Here is a 16,028-nt window from a genome sequence, read left to right as displayed (position 1 = left end):
GCGCGAAGGCTCGGACCGGCCGATCGACGAGACCTCCCTGTTCCGCATCGCCAGCATGACCAAGCCGATCACCTCCCTGGCCTTCATGATGCTGGTCGAGGAAGGCCGGGTCGCCGTCGATACGCCGGTCGCCGACGTCCTGCCCGAGTTCCGCGACACCGGAGTCTACGAGGCGGGCGGCGCCGGCGTGCCCTTCCAGACTCGCCCGGTCGCCTCGCCGATGCGCATGCTGGACCTGCTGCGTCACACCTCGGGCCTGACCTACGGCTTCCAGTATCGCAGCAACGTCGACGCCGCCTATCGCGTCACCGCCTCCAACGCCGGTCCGGTCGAGAACTGGTACGGCGCCGCAGACCTGGACGCCTTCGTCGCCGACCTGGCGGCACAGCCGTTGGAGTTTTCGCCCGGCGAGGCCTGGAACTACTCGGTCTCCACCGACGTCCTCGGCGCCGTCGTCCAACGCGTCTCGGGCATGCCGCTCGACCAATTCTTCTCGGATCGCATCTTCATGCCGCTGGGTATGAAGGACACCGGTTTCTTCGTCCCCGCGGAAAAGGCCGACCGCCTGCCCGACTGCTATGCCTTTGCCGGCCCGGATCTGGGCCGCGTCCTCTACGACCGCGGCGCGGAAAGCCTGTGGCTGCGCAAGCCCAATCTGATCTCCGGCGGCGGCGGTTTGGTGTCCACGGCCCTCGACTATCATCGCTTCTGCCGCATGCTGGCTCGCGGCGGCGAGCTGGACGGCGTTCGCATCATCGGCCGCAAGACGGTCGAACTGATGACGATGAACCATCTGCCGAGCCGGTCCGACCTGTCGACCCTGTCCCGCTCCCTGTTCAGCGAAACCCAGAACGGCGGCGTCGGCTTCGGCCTCGGCTTCGCCGTCACCCAGGACGTGGCCCGGGCGATGATCCCGGGCTCGGTCGGCGAATACTACTGGGGCGGGATGTTCACGACGTCCTTCTTCATTGACCCGGTCGAGAAGCTGCACGTGATCTTCATGACCCAGCTCAGTCCGTCCCTGCTCTACCCGATACGTCGCGAGCTCAAGACCCTGATCTACTCCACGCTGACATAGGCTTCGAGGCGGACCTCCACGATGTCGGATGTGAGCCCGAAGCCGACGCCGCGCCTGCGACTTTCCCGAAGGCGTCTATGAGTGTCTCAAAGGGACCTTTGGGCGTCCGCGATTTCCTTCGCTGTGGTGACCATATGGTGACCCAACGAATGGGCCGGTGTTGGATTGGCCCGAATCCATCACACGCCCCAAGGGCTTGTCGCGGCGGATAGGGCTTTTTCGACTACCTCTACTGGGACATCGAGTTGGAGCCGTAACGCCGCCCTGCGCCCTTCAGGCGCCGGTCGCTGTCGATGTGAGAAAAAGGACGATGGTGGGTGATGTAGGGTTCGAACCTACGACCCGCTGATTAAGAGTCAGCTGCTCTACCAACTGAGCTAATCACCCGTACCATGTCGTCCGGCGGCAACCTCGCAAGGACCGTGCCGCGTTCGCCCGTTCCAATCCGGGACCGGCGAAGGAAGGGGCGTGTAACGGCTCGCGCACCGCGATGCAAGCCTGTCCTTTCAAACCCGCCGTTCTGCGCGCTAAGGTCGCGGCCGGAATCAGAGGGGTTCCGTCTTCAGGTTCCATTTTGGGGGTGGCGTTCATGGCGTTCTGGCAACGGCGCAAGTCGATCGATGCGATGATCGGCAATCACGGCGGCGAGCGGCTGAAGGCGACGCTGAGCTGGCCGCACCTGCTGGCGCTCGGCGTCGGCGCCATCGTCGGCACCGGCATCCTGACCCTGATCGGCGTCGGCGCGGGGCTCGCGGGTCCGGCGGTCCTGATCTCCTTCGGACTGGCCGGTCTGGTCTGCGCCTGTGCGGCCCTGGCCTATGCCGAGCTGTCGACCATGATGCCGGCGGCGGGCAGCGCCTATACCTATTCCTATGCGGTGCTGGGCGAACTGATCGCCTGGGTCGTGGGCTGGAGCCTGATCCTCGAATATTCGCTGGTGGTCTCCGCCGTGGCCGTCGGCTGGTCCGGCTATGCGGTCGGCTTCCTGAACGGGCTCGACATCGGCGGCATGAGCCTGGCCCTGCCCCAGGCCCTGACCGCCGGGCCGCACGCGGGCGGGATCATAAACCTGCCGGCCGTCTTCATCATTGGCGTGGTCACCGGCCTTCTGCTGCTGGGCACCAAGGAGAGCGCCACCCTCAACGCCGTCCTGGTGGTCATCAAGGTCCTGGCCCTGATCGTCTTCGTGGCCATCGCCCTGCCCGCCTTCAAGGCCGAGCACTTCACACCTTTCATGCCCGAGGGCTTCGGCGCCCCCTTCGTCAAGACCGGCGTCATGGCGGCGGCGGCCATCATCTTCTTCGCCTTCTACGGCTTCGACGCCATTTCCACGGCGGCCGAGGAGACCAAGAAGCCCGAGCGCGATCTGGCCATCGGCATCGTCGGCTCCATGCTGATCTGCACGGCCCTCTATATGGTGGTGGCCGCTGCCGCGATCGGCGCCCTGCCGGTTTCGCAGTTCGCCGCCAGCCCCGAGCCCCTGGCCCATATCCTGCGCGAGATGGGACAGGGCACGGCCGCCCAGTGGATCGCCGCCTCGGCCGTCATCGCCCTGCCGACCGTGCTTCTGGCCTTCCTGTTCGGCCAGAGCCGCATCTTCCTCGGCATGGCCCGCGACGGCCTCTTGCCCGTGCGGCTGGCGAAGATCTCGACGCGCGGCGTCCCGGCCCTGGTGACCGTCTTCACCGCCATCGTGGTGGCCATCCTCGCGGGCCTGCTGCCGCTGGACGAACTGGCGTCCCTGGCCAACGCCGGCACCCTGGCCGCCTTCTGCGCCGTGGGCGTCTGTCTGGTGGTGCTGCGGCTGCGCGAACCGGGCCGCGTGCGCAAGTTCAAGGCCCCGCTCTGGCCGGTCGTCTCGGCCATCTGCGTCATCGGCTGCATCGTCTTCTTCCTCAGCCTGAAGCCGATCACCCAGTGGGGCTTCCTGATCTGGAACGCCGTCGGTCTGGTGATCTATTTCGTCTGGTCGTCGCGCAATGCGGTGCTGGGCAAGGCTGAAAAGGCCGACTGATGTCGAGGCGCGACCTCTCGGGCGCGGTCGACTTCACGGTCCTGGATCGCATGACCGGCGGCGACGACGCCGTCGCCGAAGAGGTGCTGGACCTGTTCACCCAGCAGGCCTCCATGTGGTCGGCCCTGCTCGATCATCGCATCGAGGGCTGGCGCGACGCCGTCCATACCATCCGGGGCGCGGCGGCGGGCATCGGCGCGGGTGAGTTGGCCTCGATCTGTCAGGAGACCGAGACCACGCCTCAGGCCCTGGCCCCGGCGGCGCTGGAACGGGTCCACACGGCGCTGGACATCGCCCTCGCCGACGTCGCCGCCTGGCGGCACGAACTGATGCTCAGGTCGCTGAAGGGTTGACTCCCCATCCCGTCACCCTCGGGCTTGACCCGAGGGTCGGACGATCCGCCGCTTGTGCGACTGGATCAACGCACGGCCCGCGACGTCGCTCGATCCTGGGGTCAAGCCCAAGGATGACGGGAAATGGATTCCGGGTCAGCCGCGCGTCCGGTCGTAGGCCGCGAACTCATGGGCGATGCACCGGTCGATCAGGGTGCGCCAGACCGGCTCGGCGATGTCGGCCGACAGGCCCGCAGGCGCAGCGGCGGCCAGAACCTTGGCGACCACGTCCTCGATCCGGGCCTGATCGTGGACGGCGTCCCGGCCCGGCTTGATGCGGGCGGCGGCGTCCATATAGCGCTGACGCTCGGCCAGCAGGGTCACCAGCGCCCGGTCCAGCGCATCCACCCCCTGACGGACTTCGACCATGGAGGTGCAGGCCTCGGGCGCCGTGCGCGGGTCGACCAAAATCACGGAAGATGGCACGTTATCCGACAAAGGCGCGCTCCAGCACATAGTCGCCGGGCTCGGCGTTCGAGCCCTCCTTCAGACCATAGGTCTCCAGCAGTTCGCCGGCCTGTTTGATCATGTCCATCGAGCCACACAGCATCACCCGATCGGTGTTGGGCGAGAAGCCGATCGGCAGTTGCAGATCGGCGAAGACGTCGCCCGACCGGATCCGGTCGGTGATCCGCCCCGGGGTCTCGAACCGCTCGCGCGTCACGGTCGGATAATAGGTCAGCTGGGCCCTCGCCTCGTCCCCGATCAGCGGGTCGTCGTGGATCTCGTGGCTGAAGAAGTCGCGATAGGCCAGGTCGGCGACGTTCCGCACCGTGTGGCAGACGATCACCTGTCTGAAGCGCGAATAGGTGTCCGGATCGCGCGCCACCGACAACCAGGGCGCCAAGCCCGTGCCGGTCCCGATCAACCACAGCCGCTCGCCGCCGGTCAGGGCGTCCAGCACCAGGGTGCCGGTCGGCTTCTTGCCCATCAGGACGTGGTCGCCGACCTGGATCTTCTGCAGCCGCGACGTCAGGGGACCGTCGGGCACCTTGATGGAGAAGAACTCCAGCTCCTCGTCCCAGTGCGGGCTGGCGATGGAATAGGCGCGCAGCACGGGCTTGCCGCCGTCCGGATCCGGCAGACCGATCATCACGAACTCGCCGGAGCGGAAGCGGAAATCCTCGGGCCGGGCGACGCGGAAGCTGAACAGCTGGTCGGTCCAGTGCCTGACCCAGGTCACCTCCAGCGAATGGAAAGGCGAGGGCTTGGCGGCGACTTGTGGGGAGGCGTCGGTCATCGCCCCGCCTAATAAGGACCGCGGCCCGATTGCGAAAGGGCTCAGCCCGTCGCAGCCGCCTATTGCGCCGTCGCCACCGATGGCGCCCGCCGGGCGTGGGTCTTCTGCTCGAAGGCGTAGCCGAGCGACAGGATGCGGGCGTCGTCCCACTTGCCGCCGATGAAGCTGATCCCAACCGGCATGCCGCGATCAAAGCCCATGGGCACAGTCAGGTGCGGATAGCCGGCCACGGCGGCGATGGTCGAGGTCGAGCCCTGGGCCTTGTCGTCGTCGTCGCGGTCGTTGGTCCAGGCCCGTGAGGTGGTCGGGGCGATCAGGGCGACGACGCTGTTCTCGGTCATCAGCCGGTCGATGCCCTCGGGCCCGGCCAGACGAAACGACTGGGCGCGGGCCTCGATATACTCGGGCGTCGTAAGATCGCCCTTGGCCTCGGCCATCTCGAACAGCTCCTGACCGAACAGCACCGTCTCCTCGGGCGTGGCGGCGTTGAAGGCGATGACGTCGGCCAGGGTGCGGGTCTTCACCTGCTCAGGGTCGGTCGAGGCCAGATAGGCGTCCAGATCGGCCTTCAGCTCATACATCAGCACCTGGAACGACTGGCGACCGATGGTCGGCAGGTCCGGCCCTTCGGTGATGTCCACCAGCACCGCCCCGGCCTCGCGCAGCTTCGTCAGGTTCTCCTCGAACACCGCCATGGTCTCGTCGGAATAGCCCCCGGCGAACCGCATCACCCCGATCCGCGCGCCGTTCAGCGACCCGGCGTCCAGGGCCGCGCGATAGTCGACCTTGCGCGCATCCGCCTCGGCCGTCGCCGCGTCGGCCGGGTCCGATCCGGCGATCGCCGTCAGAACCATGGCCGCGTCCTCCACCGTCGTGGCGATGGGTCCGGCGGTGTCCTGGGAATGCGAAATCGGCACGATGTGGGTGCGCGAGACCAGACCCACAGTCGGCTTGAACCCGACCACGCCATTGGCCGAGGCCGGGCAGGTGATCGAGCCGTTGGTCTCGGTCCCGATCGCCACGGGCGCCAGTCCGACGGCCACCGCCACGGCGCTGCCCGAGGACGAACCACAGGCGGTCCGCGCCGGATCATAGGGATTGGGCGTCAGCCCCCCGACCGCGCTCCAGCCGCTGATCGAGTTCGATGACCGGATATTGGCCCACTCCGACAGGTTGGTCTTGCCGAGAATCCGGAAGCCCGCGTCCCTCAGCCGCGTCACCAGCGGCGCGTCACGGCCCGGCGCATTGCCGGCCAGGGTCAGAGAGCCCGCCGTCGTCGGCATGTCCCGGGTCTCGATATTGTCCTTGAGCAGGATCGGCATGCCGTCGCCCGGCGCCGTTTCGGTCCAGCGCAGCACCGCATGGCTGCTGGCATTGTCCCGGGCGCAGGCGGCGGCCAGTGCAGCCTCGGCGGGACAGGGGGTGGACCTGGGCGCGGCCATGACGGCGGCCAGCCTGTCGTCCGACGCGCGGGCCGAGGCGCCAAGCGGCAGGGCCAGCAGACAGGCCGTCATCAGACTGGTCGCCATCAGGACGCGCGAAAGGGCGTGGTGGTTCATCGGTTCGTTCCCCCGGCGCCCCGCGCCCTGAATTCAGTGGGCCCGACCTTCGTCGGACGAGGCAGAGTGAAGGCGCGCCGGGCCGAATGGCAAGGCTGGAACCGCCCTACGCCCCCTCGATCAGCCGCCGCGCCAGGGGCGCCGTCGCCGCCCGACCGGCTAGGCCGCCGTTCGACGCCACGATCACCGCCCGCCCCTCCGCCGGTTTCGCCACGGCGATGACATGCCACAGGGTGTTTGAGCCCTCGTGGGCGATCATCCCGTTCGGCGGGGCGATCCAGCCCAGGGCGTATCCGTCGCCGGGCAAGGCCGTTGTCAGCCGCTTAAGGCTGTCGGCCGACAGCCAGCCGTCCGGCCCGCCGCCCATCATCGCCTGCAGGAACCGGCCATAGTCGGCCATCGTCATATGGACCCGCCCGGCCGGGCCCAGCATGGGCGGGTTGTCCGACCAGGCCTCGGCCGGATCGACCGGAGTCTGTGTCCCGCCCCAAACCCGATGCCCCCAGACGTTGGCCCCGCCCTCCGCATTTGTCAGCGGCGCCCCGAACCCGGCCGAGGTCTGGCCCAGCGGCGCGAACACCTCAGCCTGGACGACGTCCTCCCAGCTCTGGCCCGTGATCCGTTCGATGGCCGCCCCGACCAGCACATAGTTGAGGTTGCCATAGACATACTGACCCACGGTCCCCGTCGGCGCCCGCGTCAGGACGACCGCCGTCGCCGCCCGCTGTGCCCCCACCGGCCGGGGATCGGCATGGGCCACCATCGGCAGGGGCAGGCCGTCGGCGTCCGCCAGCCCGGCCTTGTGCCGCATCAGATCCTCGACCGTCACCGCCGCAAAGGCTGCGTTCACCGGCACGTCCGGAAACGCCTCGGCCAGGGGCATGTCCCACCGCGCCCGCCCCTGTTCCACCAGCCGCGCCCAGACCGCCGAGGTCATGGCCTTGGTGTTGGAGCCCAGGTGCCAGCGGTCGTGCGGTCCGGCCTGATCCTCGCCGCCGGACTTGCGCACCCCGCGCACGCCCGACCACTCCACGCCTGCTCGCGTCACGACCGCAGCAGCCATGGCCGGAGGGGCCCCGGTCACGGCGGCGGCGGCGTCCAGCATCGCCTCTCGCGGATCGGCGCCCTGGGTGCTGGCTTGCGCCCGCGCCAACCCGGGCAGGACAACGCCCGCTCCGACAGCGGCCATCATGGTTCGGCGGTTCATAACGGTCATGCGGCGCTCCAGAGGATCGGCAACCTAGCCCGCCCAGGCGGCCCGATCAGCTGACAAGTCGGTCATGCGACTTGCCGCCGTCGCCGCCCCGTGCTGCTGTCGATCCATGGGCAAGAACAAAGACTACGAACGCGACCTCGAGAAGCTTCAGATCGAGATCGTCAACACCCAGGCCTGGGCCATCGAGAAAGGGCTCAAGGTCCTGATCGTCTTCGAGGGCCGCGACAGCGCCGGCAAGGACGGGGCCATCAAGCGGCTGACAGAGTTCATGTCGCCGCGTCAGACCCGCGTCGTCGCCCTGCCCAAACCGACCGAGCGCGAGACCAGCCAGTGGTATTTCCAGCGCTACGTCCCCCACCTCCCGGCGGCGGGCGAGACGGTGATCTTCAACCGTTCATGGTACAACCGGGGCGGGGTAGAGCGCGTCATGGGCTTCTGCACCCCCGAACAGCATGAGCAGTTCCTCAAGGATGCCCCCCGGTTCGAGCGGATGCTGACCGACAGCGGCATCGTGCTGATCAAGCTGTGGCTCGACATCTCCAAGGGCGAACAGGCCAAACGGCTGGCCGAGCGGATGGAAGACCCGCTCAAGAAGTTCAAGGTCTCCTCCCTCGACGCGGAGGCACAAGGGAGATGGGACGCCTATTCCGCCGCCCGCGACCGCATGCTGGACGAAACCGACAGCGGCCCCGCCCCCTGGACCGTCGTCGCCACCGACGACAAGAAGACCGCCCGCCTGAACATCATCCGCCACATCCTCACCACCCTGAACCGCCCCGGCCAGACCGCCGACAAGCCGGACAAGGACGTGCTGTTCCCGGCGACGAAGGCGAAGGGCAGGCTGGCGGACTAGACAATTTCCTTCTCCCCTTGTGGGTTAAGGTGGCGCGGGGAGCGCGACGGATGTGGGGTATGTCTAACCAGACGAAACGCCTCCGTTCAAACATGACCATGGCCGAAACGGCCATGTGGAAGCTGCTTCGCGCTCGCCGCTTCGAGGGCCACAAGTTTCGCCGCCAGACCCGCATAGGCCCATGGATCGCTGACTTCTGCTGCTATGAGTTGCGGCTGGTCATCGAACTGGACGGTGGAGTGCATCGACTGCGCGAGGAGGAAGACCGCGCCCGTGACGACGACCTGAGCCGACGGGGCTTCACCGTGCTTCGGTTCGGCAACGAGACGGTTCTGGGCAATCCCAATGTCGTGTTCGACGCCATCCGCCGGCATATGGACCAGCCGCCCCCTCATCCGTCAGGCTCCGCCTGACACCTTCTCCCACAAGGGGAGAAGGAAAACAGCGCCCCTCCCCCTCTTCAGCGCCCCCGTCTATAACCCTCCCATGTCCTCCGCCCCGCTTCCCGACGCCGCGCGCCAGAACTGGGTCGACGCCCATGCGCCGGAGGGGTTGAAGCCCTGGCTGAAGCTGGGCCGGTTCGACCGTCCCATCGGCATCTGGCTGCTGCTCCTGCCCGGCTGGCAGGGGATTGTACTGGCGCTGGCGGCATACCGGACGGCGCCGGGTCTCTATCATCTGTGGCTGTTCGTCGCCTTCGCCCTCGGCGCCTGCCTGATGCGGGCGGCGGGCTGCGCCTTCAACGACATCGTCGATCGCGACATCGACGCCCAGGTCTCGCGCACGGCGTCACGGCCGATCCCCTCGGGCCGCATCAGCGTCAAACAGGCCTTCGCCTTCATCGTCGCCTGTTCCCTGATCAGCCTGCTGATCCTGCTGACCCTGAACCTGACAGCGGTGCTTCTGGGCGTCGCCTCTCTCGGGTTGGTCGCCGCCTACCCCTTCATGAAGCGCATCACCTGGTGGCCCCAGGCCTGGCTCGGCATGACCTTCAACTGGGGCGCCCTGATGGGGTTTGCGGCGGCGGCGCCGATTCTCGCGGGTGCGCTTTTCCCTCCGGCAGTCGGGCATGAGCCGAGCCTTCTGGCGCACATGATGGCGGGGTTCGGCGACTACGCGACGCCCGACGAATACTTCATCAGCCTCTATGTCGAGGGCCGGACCATCGCCCTCCTCCTCTGGCTCGGCGGCGTCTTCTGGACCCTCGGCTACGACACGATTTACGCCCTTCAGGATATCGAGGACGACGCCATGGTCGGGGTCAAATCCTCTGCGCGGCGTCTGGGCGCCTCGGCCGGTCGCGGCGTGCTGATCTTCTACATCGTCGCGGCCCTGCTGGCCCTGCTGGCCGGGCTCGCCGCCGGTCTCGGCCCCCTCTTCTACCTCGGGCTCGCCGCCTACGCCGCCCACCTGTTCTGGCAGGTCCGCAAGCTTCGCCTTGATGACGCCGCGCTTGCCCTGAAACTGTTCAAGTCGAACCGCGAGGCGGGCCTGATCCTTCTGGCCGGCATCGCGTTAGGTTCGATCCACTTCTGACGGAGACCGCATGACCTCCCCCCATGCCGCTGCCAAGTCCCTGATCCTTATCGCCGCCGTCGCCGCGGCCCTCGCGTCCTGCAACCGCAAGGCCGAGGAGGAGGCCGCCGCCCCCGTCGCCATCCCTGCGGCCCCCACGGCCGGGGCCACCGCCGCCTCCCCCCTCGCCTATGACTCCAAGAACGCCTTCGCCAGCGTCAAACTGACCCTGCCCGAGGCCCTGAAGACCCAGCCCGAGCTGCACAAATCCCTCTATGACAACTCGGTCGCCGACCTGAAGACCTTCGTCGAGGGCGCCCAGGCTGATCGCACCGAGTTCGGCGGCGACGGCGGCATGCCCCCCTATGAAAAGGTCGTCCAATACGAAGGCGCGGTCGACACCGGCAAACTGTTCGGCCTGCTGGGGAACGCCTATGAGTACACTGGCGGCGCCCACGGCAATCCCGGGTATCTGGCGGTCCTGTGGGACAAGGCGCTGAAGCGGCGCATCGACGTCAACGCCCTGCTGAAACCCGGCGCCGACCGGGCCGCCCTGGACCGGATGCTGTGCGCCGCCCTGAACGTCGAGAAGCGCAAGCGCGACCCGCAGGCGGTCCTCCTGACCCTGAACGGCGCGGACTGGAAGTGCCCGCACCTGTCCGAGACGGTCGTCGGCCTCGCCGCCTCGACCACGCCCGGCAAGGCGGGCGGCCTGACGGTCCTGATCGGCCCCTATGTCGCCGGCCCCTATGCCGAGGGCGGCTATGAGATCGACCTGCCGCAATCCGCCCTGCGCCCGCTCCTGAACCCCGCCTACGCCGACGAGTTCGCCGGGGCGCCGGTGAAGCGGGCGGACTGACGCGCTTTCCTTCTCCCCTTGTGGGAGAAGGTGGCCCGGAGGGCCGGATGAGGGGGTGGTTCAGCAGTCCCTCATCTCCAAGTCTAGAGTCGGCGTCCAGCGCCCCCTCATCCGTCAGGCTCCGCCTGCCACCTTCTCCCACGAGGGGAGAAGGAAAACCTCACTTCAGAAACTCATCCACCAGCCCGGCGAAGACCTCCGGCTGGTCGGCCATGATGAAGTGGCGGCTGCCGTCCACGCGGATCAGCTTCACCCCCGGCAGGGCCGCGTATTCCCGCGCCCACAACGCATCGGCCATGGCGGCAGGCGCGCCCCCGTCCGCGTCGGCCGCATAGAGGGCCGTCACCGGAACCCTCATGGCCGCCAGACCGGGTCGGGCGTCGGTGGTCATGACGTCGCGGATCGCCGCCGCCATCGCCTGCCGGTCCGAGGCCATGGTCCACGCCACCATGGCCGCGCGGGTCGCGGGTGACTTGCTCATTCCCTCGGCGGTGGCGACCTGTCCGGCGCGGAAGCTGGCATCGTCGGCGTTCAGGATCTGCGCCGCCGCCTGGGCCGCGAACGGCCGGGCGCTCTCGACCGTCGCCTGGGGTCCGAACAGGGCCGAAAAGAACGGCAGGTTGTCCACCGCCATGACCCGGCCGACCGTCTCCGGATGTCGCTGGGCCAGCAGCAGGGCCGACAGCCCGCCCATGGAATGACCGATCACGGCTGGAGACTTCAGGCCGGCGTCCTTCACATAGGCGGCCAGGGCCTCGACCTCGGGATCGACGAAGGCGCCCTCGCCATGGCTCCAGGGCTCGCCCGCGAACCCGGCCAACTGGACCAGATGCACCCGGTGCGTGGCCTTCAGACGGTCGGCCGTCGCTCGCCACACCTCGCGCGACGATCCGAAGCCGGGGATCAGGACGACGTCGGGCCCGGCCCCGCCCACCTCGACCGACAGCCGGTCATTGCGAACGGCGACGGCGGGCGTCTCCGCGAGGGCGGTCGAGACGCCGACGACGAACGACGGCAGGCAGACGGCCAGGCCGAACAGGATGGCGCGCAGGCGGGGTCGCGCCCTGAAGAAGGCGTTGAACATGGAGGTCTCCAGTCTATGTGAAGGGTCGCCGGCCTCAGCCGTGCGGGTTTTCGAAGATGTCTTCCACCGGCCGCGCGAACAGCACGGCGATGCGGTAGGCGAGGTCCAGCGAGGGGTCGTGCTTTTCCGTCTCCAGGGCGTTGACCGCCTGACGCGACACCCCCAGGGCCTGACCCAGCTGTTCCTGGGTCCAGCCGCGCTCGGTGCGCAGAAGCTTCAGCCGGTTCTTCATGCGTTGGTCGCCTTGATGAAGGGCGACGTCACGCCATAGAAGGCCCAGAACAGCGGATAGATCAGCCAGGCCGGGATATGCGGGGCGCCGGCAAAGGTCTCGCCGAAGCCCCAGAACACCGCCGCCGCCATGGCCAGCCCGGCCGCGAGGATGAACTGCTTGGCCGTCAGGGCGCGCACGAACTCGTCGCTCTCGCGCATCAGGCTCAGGGTCGCCCAGATCTGGCCGATCACGGGCGCCGAGACGGCGGCGGCCAGCACCCACCCCGCCGGACTGTTCAGGATCGGCTCGAACGCCCCCGTGAACATCGACAGACAGATGGCGACATAGGGGACCATGAAGGCCCAGGTGCGGATCACATAGCGCCGATGCGCCGGGGTCCCGTTTTTCCAGATCGACAACATGATAGGTTCTCCTGACGTCGTGTAATGACAACCTGACATCGATGTTATGTCATGTCAACCTGACATTTCGTCAGGATGGCCTGACGTATGGCGACTGGCCGTTCAAGTCGCTATCCTGCCGCCATGCCCGCCGCCCCGCGCATCGCTCCCTCCGACCTGTTCAGTCCCGCCGACTGGGCGCCCTTCCAGTCTCGCCCGGCCTGGGCGGGGCCGCTTCTGGTCGCTCACTGCTGGGCGGTGATCATTCTGGCCGTGGTCGCCGGCGTGGTCTGGCCCCTGCTGATCCCAATCTGCGTCATGATCGTCGGCACACGACAGCTCGGCCTCGCCATCCTCATGCACGAGGCGGCGCATGGTGGATTGTCGCGCAACGCCCGCCTGAACGACTTTCTGGGCCACTGGCTTTGCGCCGTGCCGGTCGGTGCGTCCCTGACCGCCTACCGCCCATACCACCTGAAACACCACCGCTTCGTCCAGCAGCCGGAAGACCCCGACCTGATGCTGTCGGCGCCCTTCCCGGTCAGCCCGGCCTCCCTGCGCCGCAAGATGATCCGCGACCTGACCGGCCAGACCTTCTTCAAGCAGCGCGTCCTCCTGCCGCTGGCCATGCGGCGTCAGGCCGGCACGACAGAGGCCGTCGCCGATACCCATGACTACGAGGCCGTCGTCACAGGCCGCTCCATCCTGCCCTTCCTGATGTTCAACCTCGGCCTGCTGATCCTCTGCACGGCCGCCGGCGTCTGGTGGGCCTTCCTTGTGCTGTGGCTTCTTCCGATGGCGACCTGGTTCCCCCTGGTCACCCGCCTCAGGAACATCGCCGAACACGCCTGCGTCGAGGGCTCGGCGACCGACCCGTTCCGCGCCGCCCGCACCACCCGCACCGGATGGCTGGAGCGCGCCTTCATCGCCCCCTACTGGGTCAACTTCCACGCCGAACACCACCTGTTCATGCACGTCCCCTGCTGGAACCTGCCCCGCCTGCACCGCGCCGTGCGCGCCCGGCCGCAGGGGGCAGAAATGGAGGTGGCGGACGGCTATCTGACGGTGCTGCGAGAGGCGTCGCGAGGCCGGACGCCGGCGCCGACGGCATGAAGACCAATCGTCTAAACCGGTCCGCCATGGCGAACGGATATTAACGGCGACGCTTAAACCGGCCTTCAACTTCGGAGGCATATGACATCGCCATGAGCTACCCCGTCGCCGTTCCCGACCGCCGCCTTCTGGCCCGACGCGCCTGCACGCGATCGTGCGTGGTCTATTTCGGGCGCGACGACGGCGTTCCGGCGACCCTGCATCAGCTCGACGGGCTCGGTGCCCGTCTGCGGTTGCGGGGGCGTCGCCCACACACCCCCGGGCGCGTTCGCATCGTTCTGGACGACGGCGTCGAGCTGTTCGGGACCGTCAGCTGGCGTATCGGCGACTTCATTGGAGTGAGCCGCACATCCGGCGGCGCGACGGACGCGAACACGGTCGAGGAATTCCAGGCGGCCTGACCAGAGTCTCCCGGCCTTGGACGCGGGCGTTGGCTTTCGCCCCCGGCCGTCGCTCCGGTTCCGCCGCCCTTGCCCTCCCGCCCGCACCGGTGTCCAAGCGGGCGTGACCCTCCCCGACCCCCGCGCCTTCATCCTCGCCAACACCCGGCTCCAGGTCGTGCCTCACGCTCCGGAGATCTCCCTGTGGCTGGCCGACGAGATCACCCCGATCTGGAAGATGACGGAGGAGGAGCTGGGCGAGCTGGGCCTGCCGCCGCCCTTCTGGGCCTTCGCCTGGGCGGGTGGTCAGGCGCTGAGCCGCTGGCTGCTCGATAATCCGCAGGAGGTCGCGGGCAAGCGAGTGCTGGACTTCGCCTCGGGCTCGGGCCTGGTCGGGATCGCGGCGATGAAGGCGGGCGCGGCCCATGTCCTCTGCGCCGACATCGACCCCTTCTGCGGCGCGGCGGCGGCGGTGAATGCGGCGGCGAACGGCGTCACGCTCGACTTCACCGACGCCAACCTGCTGGACGCCCCGCCGCCCCCGGTCGACGTCATCTGCGCCGGCGACGTCTGCTATGAGAAGCCGATGACCGAGCGGGTCCTGGCCTGGCTGGCCGCCGCCCGCGCCAACGGAGCCCGCGTCCTGATCGGCGACCCCCACCGCACCTATTTCCCACGCGAGGGCCTGAACTTCCTCGCCGAATACCAGGTCGAGACCACGCGCGAGCTCGAGGACTTCGCCGTCAAACGCTCCAGCGTCTGGGCCATGCCCTGAATGGCCCCGCTTGGAGATGACCGTGTGCGGCCCCATCTTCCTGTCATGAGACCGGTCCTCGCCTCGCTTCTGGCCGCCCTCGCCGCCGTTCCGGCCGTGGCCGACGCCCAGACCTCGACCGCCCCCTGGCGGCCGACCGATCCGACGCGCCCCGCCTGGTCCCCGCGTAACCTCTCGACCGGCGACGCCCACAGGCTGGAGATGGAGCGGTTGCGCGGCGTCGCCGACGCCAACCGCGATCTGGCCCGCAGCCAGTCGCTCCAGGCCCGGCAGTCTCTCGAGACCCTGCGCGCGCGCCAGGCGCCCGTCCCGCCCACGCCGCCTGTTCGCGCCAGGGTTCCGCCCGACCCGACGCCGCCACCCCCCGCCGACACGCGCCAGATCGACGCCTGGCTCGACCGGCGTCCGAACTGAACCCGGCTTCCCCTCCCGTCGTTCAACCTCTAGTTTGATCGTCCAGTTTGAGGAGGCGTGGCAGATGCGTTGGCAGGGCGGGCGTGACGACGGCGGCAATGTCGAGGACCGGCGCGGCATGGGCGGCGGAGCCGTCGCCGGCGGCGGCATCGGCGTCGCGATCCTGGGCCTGATCGGCTATTTCGTCTTCGGCATCGACCCCGCGACCACCACCCAGATCGCCAGCCAGTTCGGCGGCGCCGGTCAGTCCGAACAGCAGCAGGGGGTCGAGGGCACGCCCCGCGACGAGGCCGGCCGGTTCGTCTCGGTCGTCGGCACCAACATCAACGACGTCTGGACCTCGAAACTGCGCGGCTACCAGCGCCCGACCGTGGTCATCTACGATCAGGGGACGCCCACCGGCTGCGGCTTCGGCCAGTCGGCCATGGGGCCCTTCTACTGCCCGTCGGACCAGACCGTCTATCTGGACCTCGGCTTCTGGCAGGAGCTGGAGAACCTCGGCGGCTCCAGCGCCGACTTCGCCAAGGCCTATGTCATCGCCCACGAGTTCGGCCACCATATCCAGACCCTGACCGGCGCCTCTCAACAGGTGCAGCAGGCCCAGCAGCGCGCCCGCAGCCAGGGCGAGGCCAACCAGTATTCGGTCGCGCTGGAGCTCCAGGCCGACTGCTACGCCGGGGTCTGGGCCGCCAACGCGGCGGCCGCCTCGGGCGGTCAGGTGGCGCTGGAAGCGGGCGATCTGCAGGCCGGTCTCCAGTCCGCCAACGCCATCGGCGACGACACCCTGCAACGCCGCTCGGGCCGCCGCGTCTCGCCCGAGGGCTTCACCCACGGCTCCTCGGCCCAGCGGATGGAATGGCTCCAGCGCGGCTATCAATCCGGCGACCCGGCCGTCTGCGATACCTTTTCCCAACTCTGACG

At 68.4% G+C, this 16,028-nt stretch carries 19 protein-coding genes and 1 tRNA gene; 12 read left to right on the top strand and 8 right to left on the bottom strand.

Translation table 11 applies throughout. From position 1 onward, the window contains the following. Positions 1-1,078, top strand: a 1,078-nt coding sequence (locus ACT6QK_RS04095) for a serine hydrolase domain-containing protein (RefSeq protein ID WP_444596534.1), incomplete at its 5' end; no start/stop codon positions are given. Between the two features lie 311 nt (positions 1,079-1,389). Here the strand turns inward: ACT6QK_RS04095 and ACT6QK_RS04090 are convergent. Then, positions 1,390-1,465: transfer RNA gene (locus ACT6QK_RS04090), tRNA-Lys, on the bottom strand. A 202-nt stretch (positions 1,466-1,667) separates the two neighbouring features. Here ACT6QK_RS04090 and ACT6QK_RS04085 point away from each other — a divergent pair. Next, positions 1,668-3,092: an amino acid permease gene (locus ACT6QK_RS04085; RefSeq protein ID WP_444596533.1), complete on the top strand. Its 1,425-nt coding sequence runs from the start codon at positions 1,668-1,670 to the stop codon at positions 3,090-3,092. Then, positions 3,092-3,445, top strand: a complete 354-nt coding sequence (locus ACT6QK_RS04080) for an Hpt domain-containing protein (protein WP_444596532.1) — start codon at positions 3,092-3,094, stop codon at positions 3,443-3,445. The genes ACT6QK_RS04085 and ACT6QK_RS04080 overlap by 1 nt, the downstream gene beginning before the upstream one ends. A 135-nt stretch (positions 3,446-3,580) precedes the next feature. On the opposite strand, the gene ACT6QK_RS04075 is transcribed toward ACT6QK_RS04080, so the two are convergent. The 4 genes from ACT6QK_RS04075 to ACT6QK_RS04060 all read right to left on the bottom strand — a co-directional run bounded on the left by ACT6QK_RS04075 (position 3,581) and on the right by ACT6QK_RS04060 (position 7,499). Continuing rightward, positions 3,581-3,940: a chorismate mutase gene (locus ACT6QK_RS04075; protein WP_444596531.1), complete on the bottom strand. Its 360-nt coding sequence runs from the start codon at positions 3,938-3,940 to the stop codon at positions 3,581-3,583. Next, on the bottom strand, positions 3,912-4,724 hold the full coding sequence (locus ACT6QK_RS04070; RefSeq protein ID WP_444596530.1) for a ferredoxin--NADP reductase: 813 nt from the start codon (positions 4,722-4,724) through the stop codon (positions 3,912-3,914). Before ACT6QK_RS04070 ends, ACT6QK_RS04075 begins: the two co-directional genes overlap by 29 nt. Positions 4,725-4,783: 59 nt before the next feature. Further along, on the bottom strand, positions 4,784-6,283 hold the full coding sequence (locus ACT6QK_RS04065; protein WP_444596529.1) for an amidase: 1,500 nt from the start codon (positions 6,281-6,283) through the stop codon (positions 4,784-4,786). A gap of 106 nt (positions 6,284-6,389) precedes the next feature. After that, positions 6,390-7,499 carry a serine hydrolase domain-containing protein gene (locus ACT6QK_RS04060; protein WP_444596528.1) on the bottom strand — a complete coding sequence of 370 codons (1,110 nt, stop codon included), beginning with the start codon at positions 7,497-7,499 and terminating at the stop codon, positions 6,390-6,392. Positions 7,500-7,605: 106 nt separating this feature from the next. Here ACT6QK_RS04060 and ppk2 point away from each other — a divergent pair, with 106 nt between their 5' ends. The 4 genes from ppk2 to ACT6QK_RS04040 all read left to right on the top strand — a co-directional run bounded on the left by ppk2 (position 7,606) and on the right by ACT6QK_RS04040 (position 10,726). Then, complete coding sequence (gene ppk2, locus ACT6QK_RS04055) at positions 7,606-8,352, top strand: polyphosphate kinase 2 (protein ID WP_444596527.1); 747 nt, start codon at positions 7,606-7,608, stop codon at positions 8,350-8,352. Positions 8,353-8,402: 50 nt separating this feature from the next. After that, a complete protein-coding gene (locus ACT6QK_RS04050; RefSeq protein ID WP_444596526.1) occupies positions 8,403-8,765 on the top strand; it encodes an endonuclease domain-containing protein in 363 nt (120 codons plus the stop codon). Between the two features lie 73 nt (positions 8,766-8,838). Next, entirely contained in the window at positions 8,839-9,888 is a 1,050-nt protein-coding gene (locus ACT6QK_RS04045; protein ID WP_444596525.1) for a UbiA family prenyltransferase, read from the top strand. A 10-nt stretch (positions 9,889-9,898) separates the two neighbouring features. Continuing rightward, entirely contained in the window at positions 9,899-10,726 is an 828-nt protein-coding gene (locus tag ACT6QK_RS04040; protein WP_444596524.1) for a DUF3298 and DUF4163 domain-containing protein, read from the top strand. A gap of 160 nt (positions 10,727-10,886) precedes the next feature. On the opposite strand, the gene ACT6QK_RS04035 is transcribed toward ACT6QK_RS04040, so the two are convergent. From ACT6QK_RS04035 to ACT6QK_RS04025, 3 genes are read right to left on the bottom strand one after another with little or no spacing between them, the layout of a single operon-like run. Continuing rightward, on the bottom strand, positions 10,887-11,810 hold the full coding sequence (locus ACT6QK_RS04035; RefSeq protein ID WP_444596523.1) for an alpha/beta fold hydrolase: 924 nt from the start codon (positions 11,808-11,810) through the stop codon (positions 10,887-10,889). A gap of 34 nt (positions 11,811-11,844) precedes the next feature. Beyond that, positions 11,845-12,042: a helix-turn-helix transcriptional regulator gene (locus ACT6QK_RS04030; protein ID WP_444596522.1), complete on the bottom strand. Its 198-nt coding sequence runs from the start codon at positions 12,040-12,042 to the stop codon at positions 11,845-11,847. Further along, positions 12,039-12,446 carry a hypothetical protein gene (locus ACT6QK_RS04025; RefSeq protein WP_444596521.1) on the bottom strand — a complete coding sequence of 136 codons (408 nt, stop codon included), beginning with the start codon at positions 12,444-12,446 and terminating at the stop codon, positions 12,039-12,041. The genes ACT6QK_RS04030 and ACT6QK_RS04025 overlap by 4 nt, the downstream gene beginning before the upstream one ends. Positions 12,447-12,569: 123 nt before the next feature. Between ACT6QK_RS04025 and ACT6QK_RS04020 the strand changes: the two genes are divergently transcribed. From ACT6QK_RS04020 to ypfJ, 5 genes are all read left to right on the top strand, one after another. Further along, complete coding sequence (locus ACT6QK_RS04020) at positions 12,570-13,538, top strand: fatty acid desaturase family protein (RefSeq protein WP_444596520.1); 969 nt, start codon at positions 12,570-12,572, stop codon at positions 13,536-13,538. 92 nt (positions 13,539-13,630) lie between these two features. Continuing rightward, positions 13,631-13,939 carry a hypothetical protein gene (locus ACT6QK_RS04015; RefSeq protein ID WP_444596519.1) on the top strand — a complete coding sequence of 103 codons (309 nt, stop codon included), beginning with the start codon at positions 13,631-13,633 and terminating at the stop codon, positions 13,937-13,939. A 103-nt stretch (positions 13,940-14,042) separates the two neighbouring features. After that, the gene (locus tag ACT6QK_RS04010; protein ID WP_444596518.1) at positions 14,043-14,693 is read left to right on the top strand and encodes a class I SAM-dependent methyltransferase; all 651 of its coding nucleotides are present in this window, start codon (positions 14,043-14,045) and stop codon (positions 14,691-14,693) included. 45 nt (positions 14,694-14,738) lie between these two features. Next, positions 14,739-15,107, top strand: a complete 369-nt coding sequence (locus tag ACT6QK_RS04005) for a hypothetical protein (protein WP_444596517.1) — start codon at positions 14,739-14,741, stop codon at positions 15,105-15,107. A gap of 64 nt (positions 15,108-15,171) precedes the next feature. After that, positions 15,172-16,026, top strand: a complete 855-nt coding sequence (ypfJ, locus tag ACT6QK_RS04000; RefSeq protein WP_444596516.1) for a KPN_02809 family neutral zinc metallopeptidase — start codon at positions 15,172-15,174, stop codon at positions 16,024-16,026. Positions 16,027-16,028 lie beyond the last annotated feature (2 nt).

Origin of the sequence: Brevundimonas sp. (assembly GCF_052436175.1) — a bacterium.
Taxonomy (GTDB): Bacteria; Pseudomonadota; Alphaproteobacteria; order Caulobacterales; family Caulobacteraceae; genus Brevundimonas.
This window is presented reverse-complemented; position numbering and strand designations above follow the sequence as displayed.

Bases quoted from the DNA above. Each gene is read 5' to 3' on its own strand.
- ACT6QK_RS04085 (WP_444596533.1), top strand. From the start codon at position 1,668: ATGGCGTTCTGGCAACGGCGCAAGTCGATCGATGCGATGATCGGCAAT.
- ACT6QK_RS04080 (WP_444596532.1), top strand. From the start codon at position 3,092: ATGTCGAGGCGCGACCTCTCGGGCGCGGTCGACTTCACGGTCCTGGAT.
- ACT6QK_RS04075 (WP_444596531.1), bottom strand. From the start codon at position 3,940: ATGTGCTGGAGCGCGCCTTTGTCGGATAACGTGCCATCTTCCGTGATT.
- ACT6QK_RS04070 (WP_444596530.1), bottom strand. From the start codon at position 4,724: ATGACCGACGCCTCCCCACAAGTCGCCGCCAAGCCCTCGCCTTTCCAT.
- ACT6QK_RS04065 (WP_444596529.1), bottom strand. From the start codon at position 6,283: ATGAACCACCACGCCCTTTCGCGCGTCCTGATGGCGACCAGTCTGATG.
- ACT6QK_RS04060 (WP_444596528.1), bottom strand. From the start codon at position 7,499: ATGACCGTTATGAACCGCCGAACCATGATGGCCGCTGTCGGAGCGGGC.
- ppk2 (WP_444596527.1), top strand. From the start codon at position 7,606: ATGGGCAAGAACAAAGACTACGAACGCGACCTCGAGAAGCTTCAGATC.
- ACT6QK_RS04050 (WP_444596526.1), top strand. From the start codon at position 8,403: ATGTGGGGTATGTCTAACCAGACGAAACGCCTCCGTTCAAACATGACC.
- ACT6QK_RS04045 (WP_444596525.1), top strand. From the start codon at position 8,839: ATGTCCTCCGCCCCGCTTCCCGACGCCGCGCGCCAGAACTGGGTCGAC.
- ACT6QK_RS04040 (WP_444596524.1), top strand. From the start codon at position 9,899: ATGACCTCCCCCCATGCCGCTGCCAAGTCCCTGATCCTTATCGCCGCC.
- ACT6QK_RS04035 (WP_444596523.1), bottom strand. From the start codon at position 11,810: ATGTTCAACGCCTTCTTCAGGGCGCGACCCCGCCTGCGCGCCATCCTG.
- ACT6QK_RS04030 (WP_444596522.1), bottom strand. From the start codon at position 12,042: ATGAAGAACCGGCTGAAGCTTCTGCGCACCGAGCGCGGCTGGACCCAG.
- ACT6QK_RS04025 (WP_444596521.1), bottom strand. From the start codon at position 12,446: ATGTTGTCGATCTGGAAAAACGGGACCCCGGCGCATCGGCGCTATGTG.
- ACT6QK_RS04020 (WP_444596520.1), top strand. From the start codon at position 12,570: ATGCCCGCCGCCCCGCGCATCGCTCCCTCCGACCTGTTCAGTCCCGCC.
- ACT6QK_RS04015 (WP_444596519.1), top strand. From the start codon at position 13,631: ATGAGCTACCCCGTCGCCGTTCCCGACCGCCGCCTTCTGGCCCGACGC.
- ACT6QK_RS04005 (WP_444596517.1), top strand. From the start codon at position 14,739: ATGAGACCGGTCCTCGCCTCGCTTCTGGCCGCCCTCGCCGCCGTTCCG.
- ypfJ (WP_444596516.1), top strand. From the start codon at position 15,172: ATGCGTTGGCAGGGCGGGCGTGACGACGGCGGCAATGTCGAGGACCGG.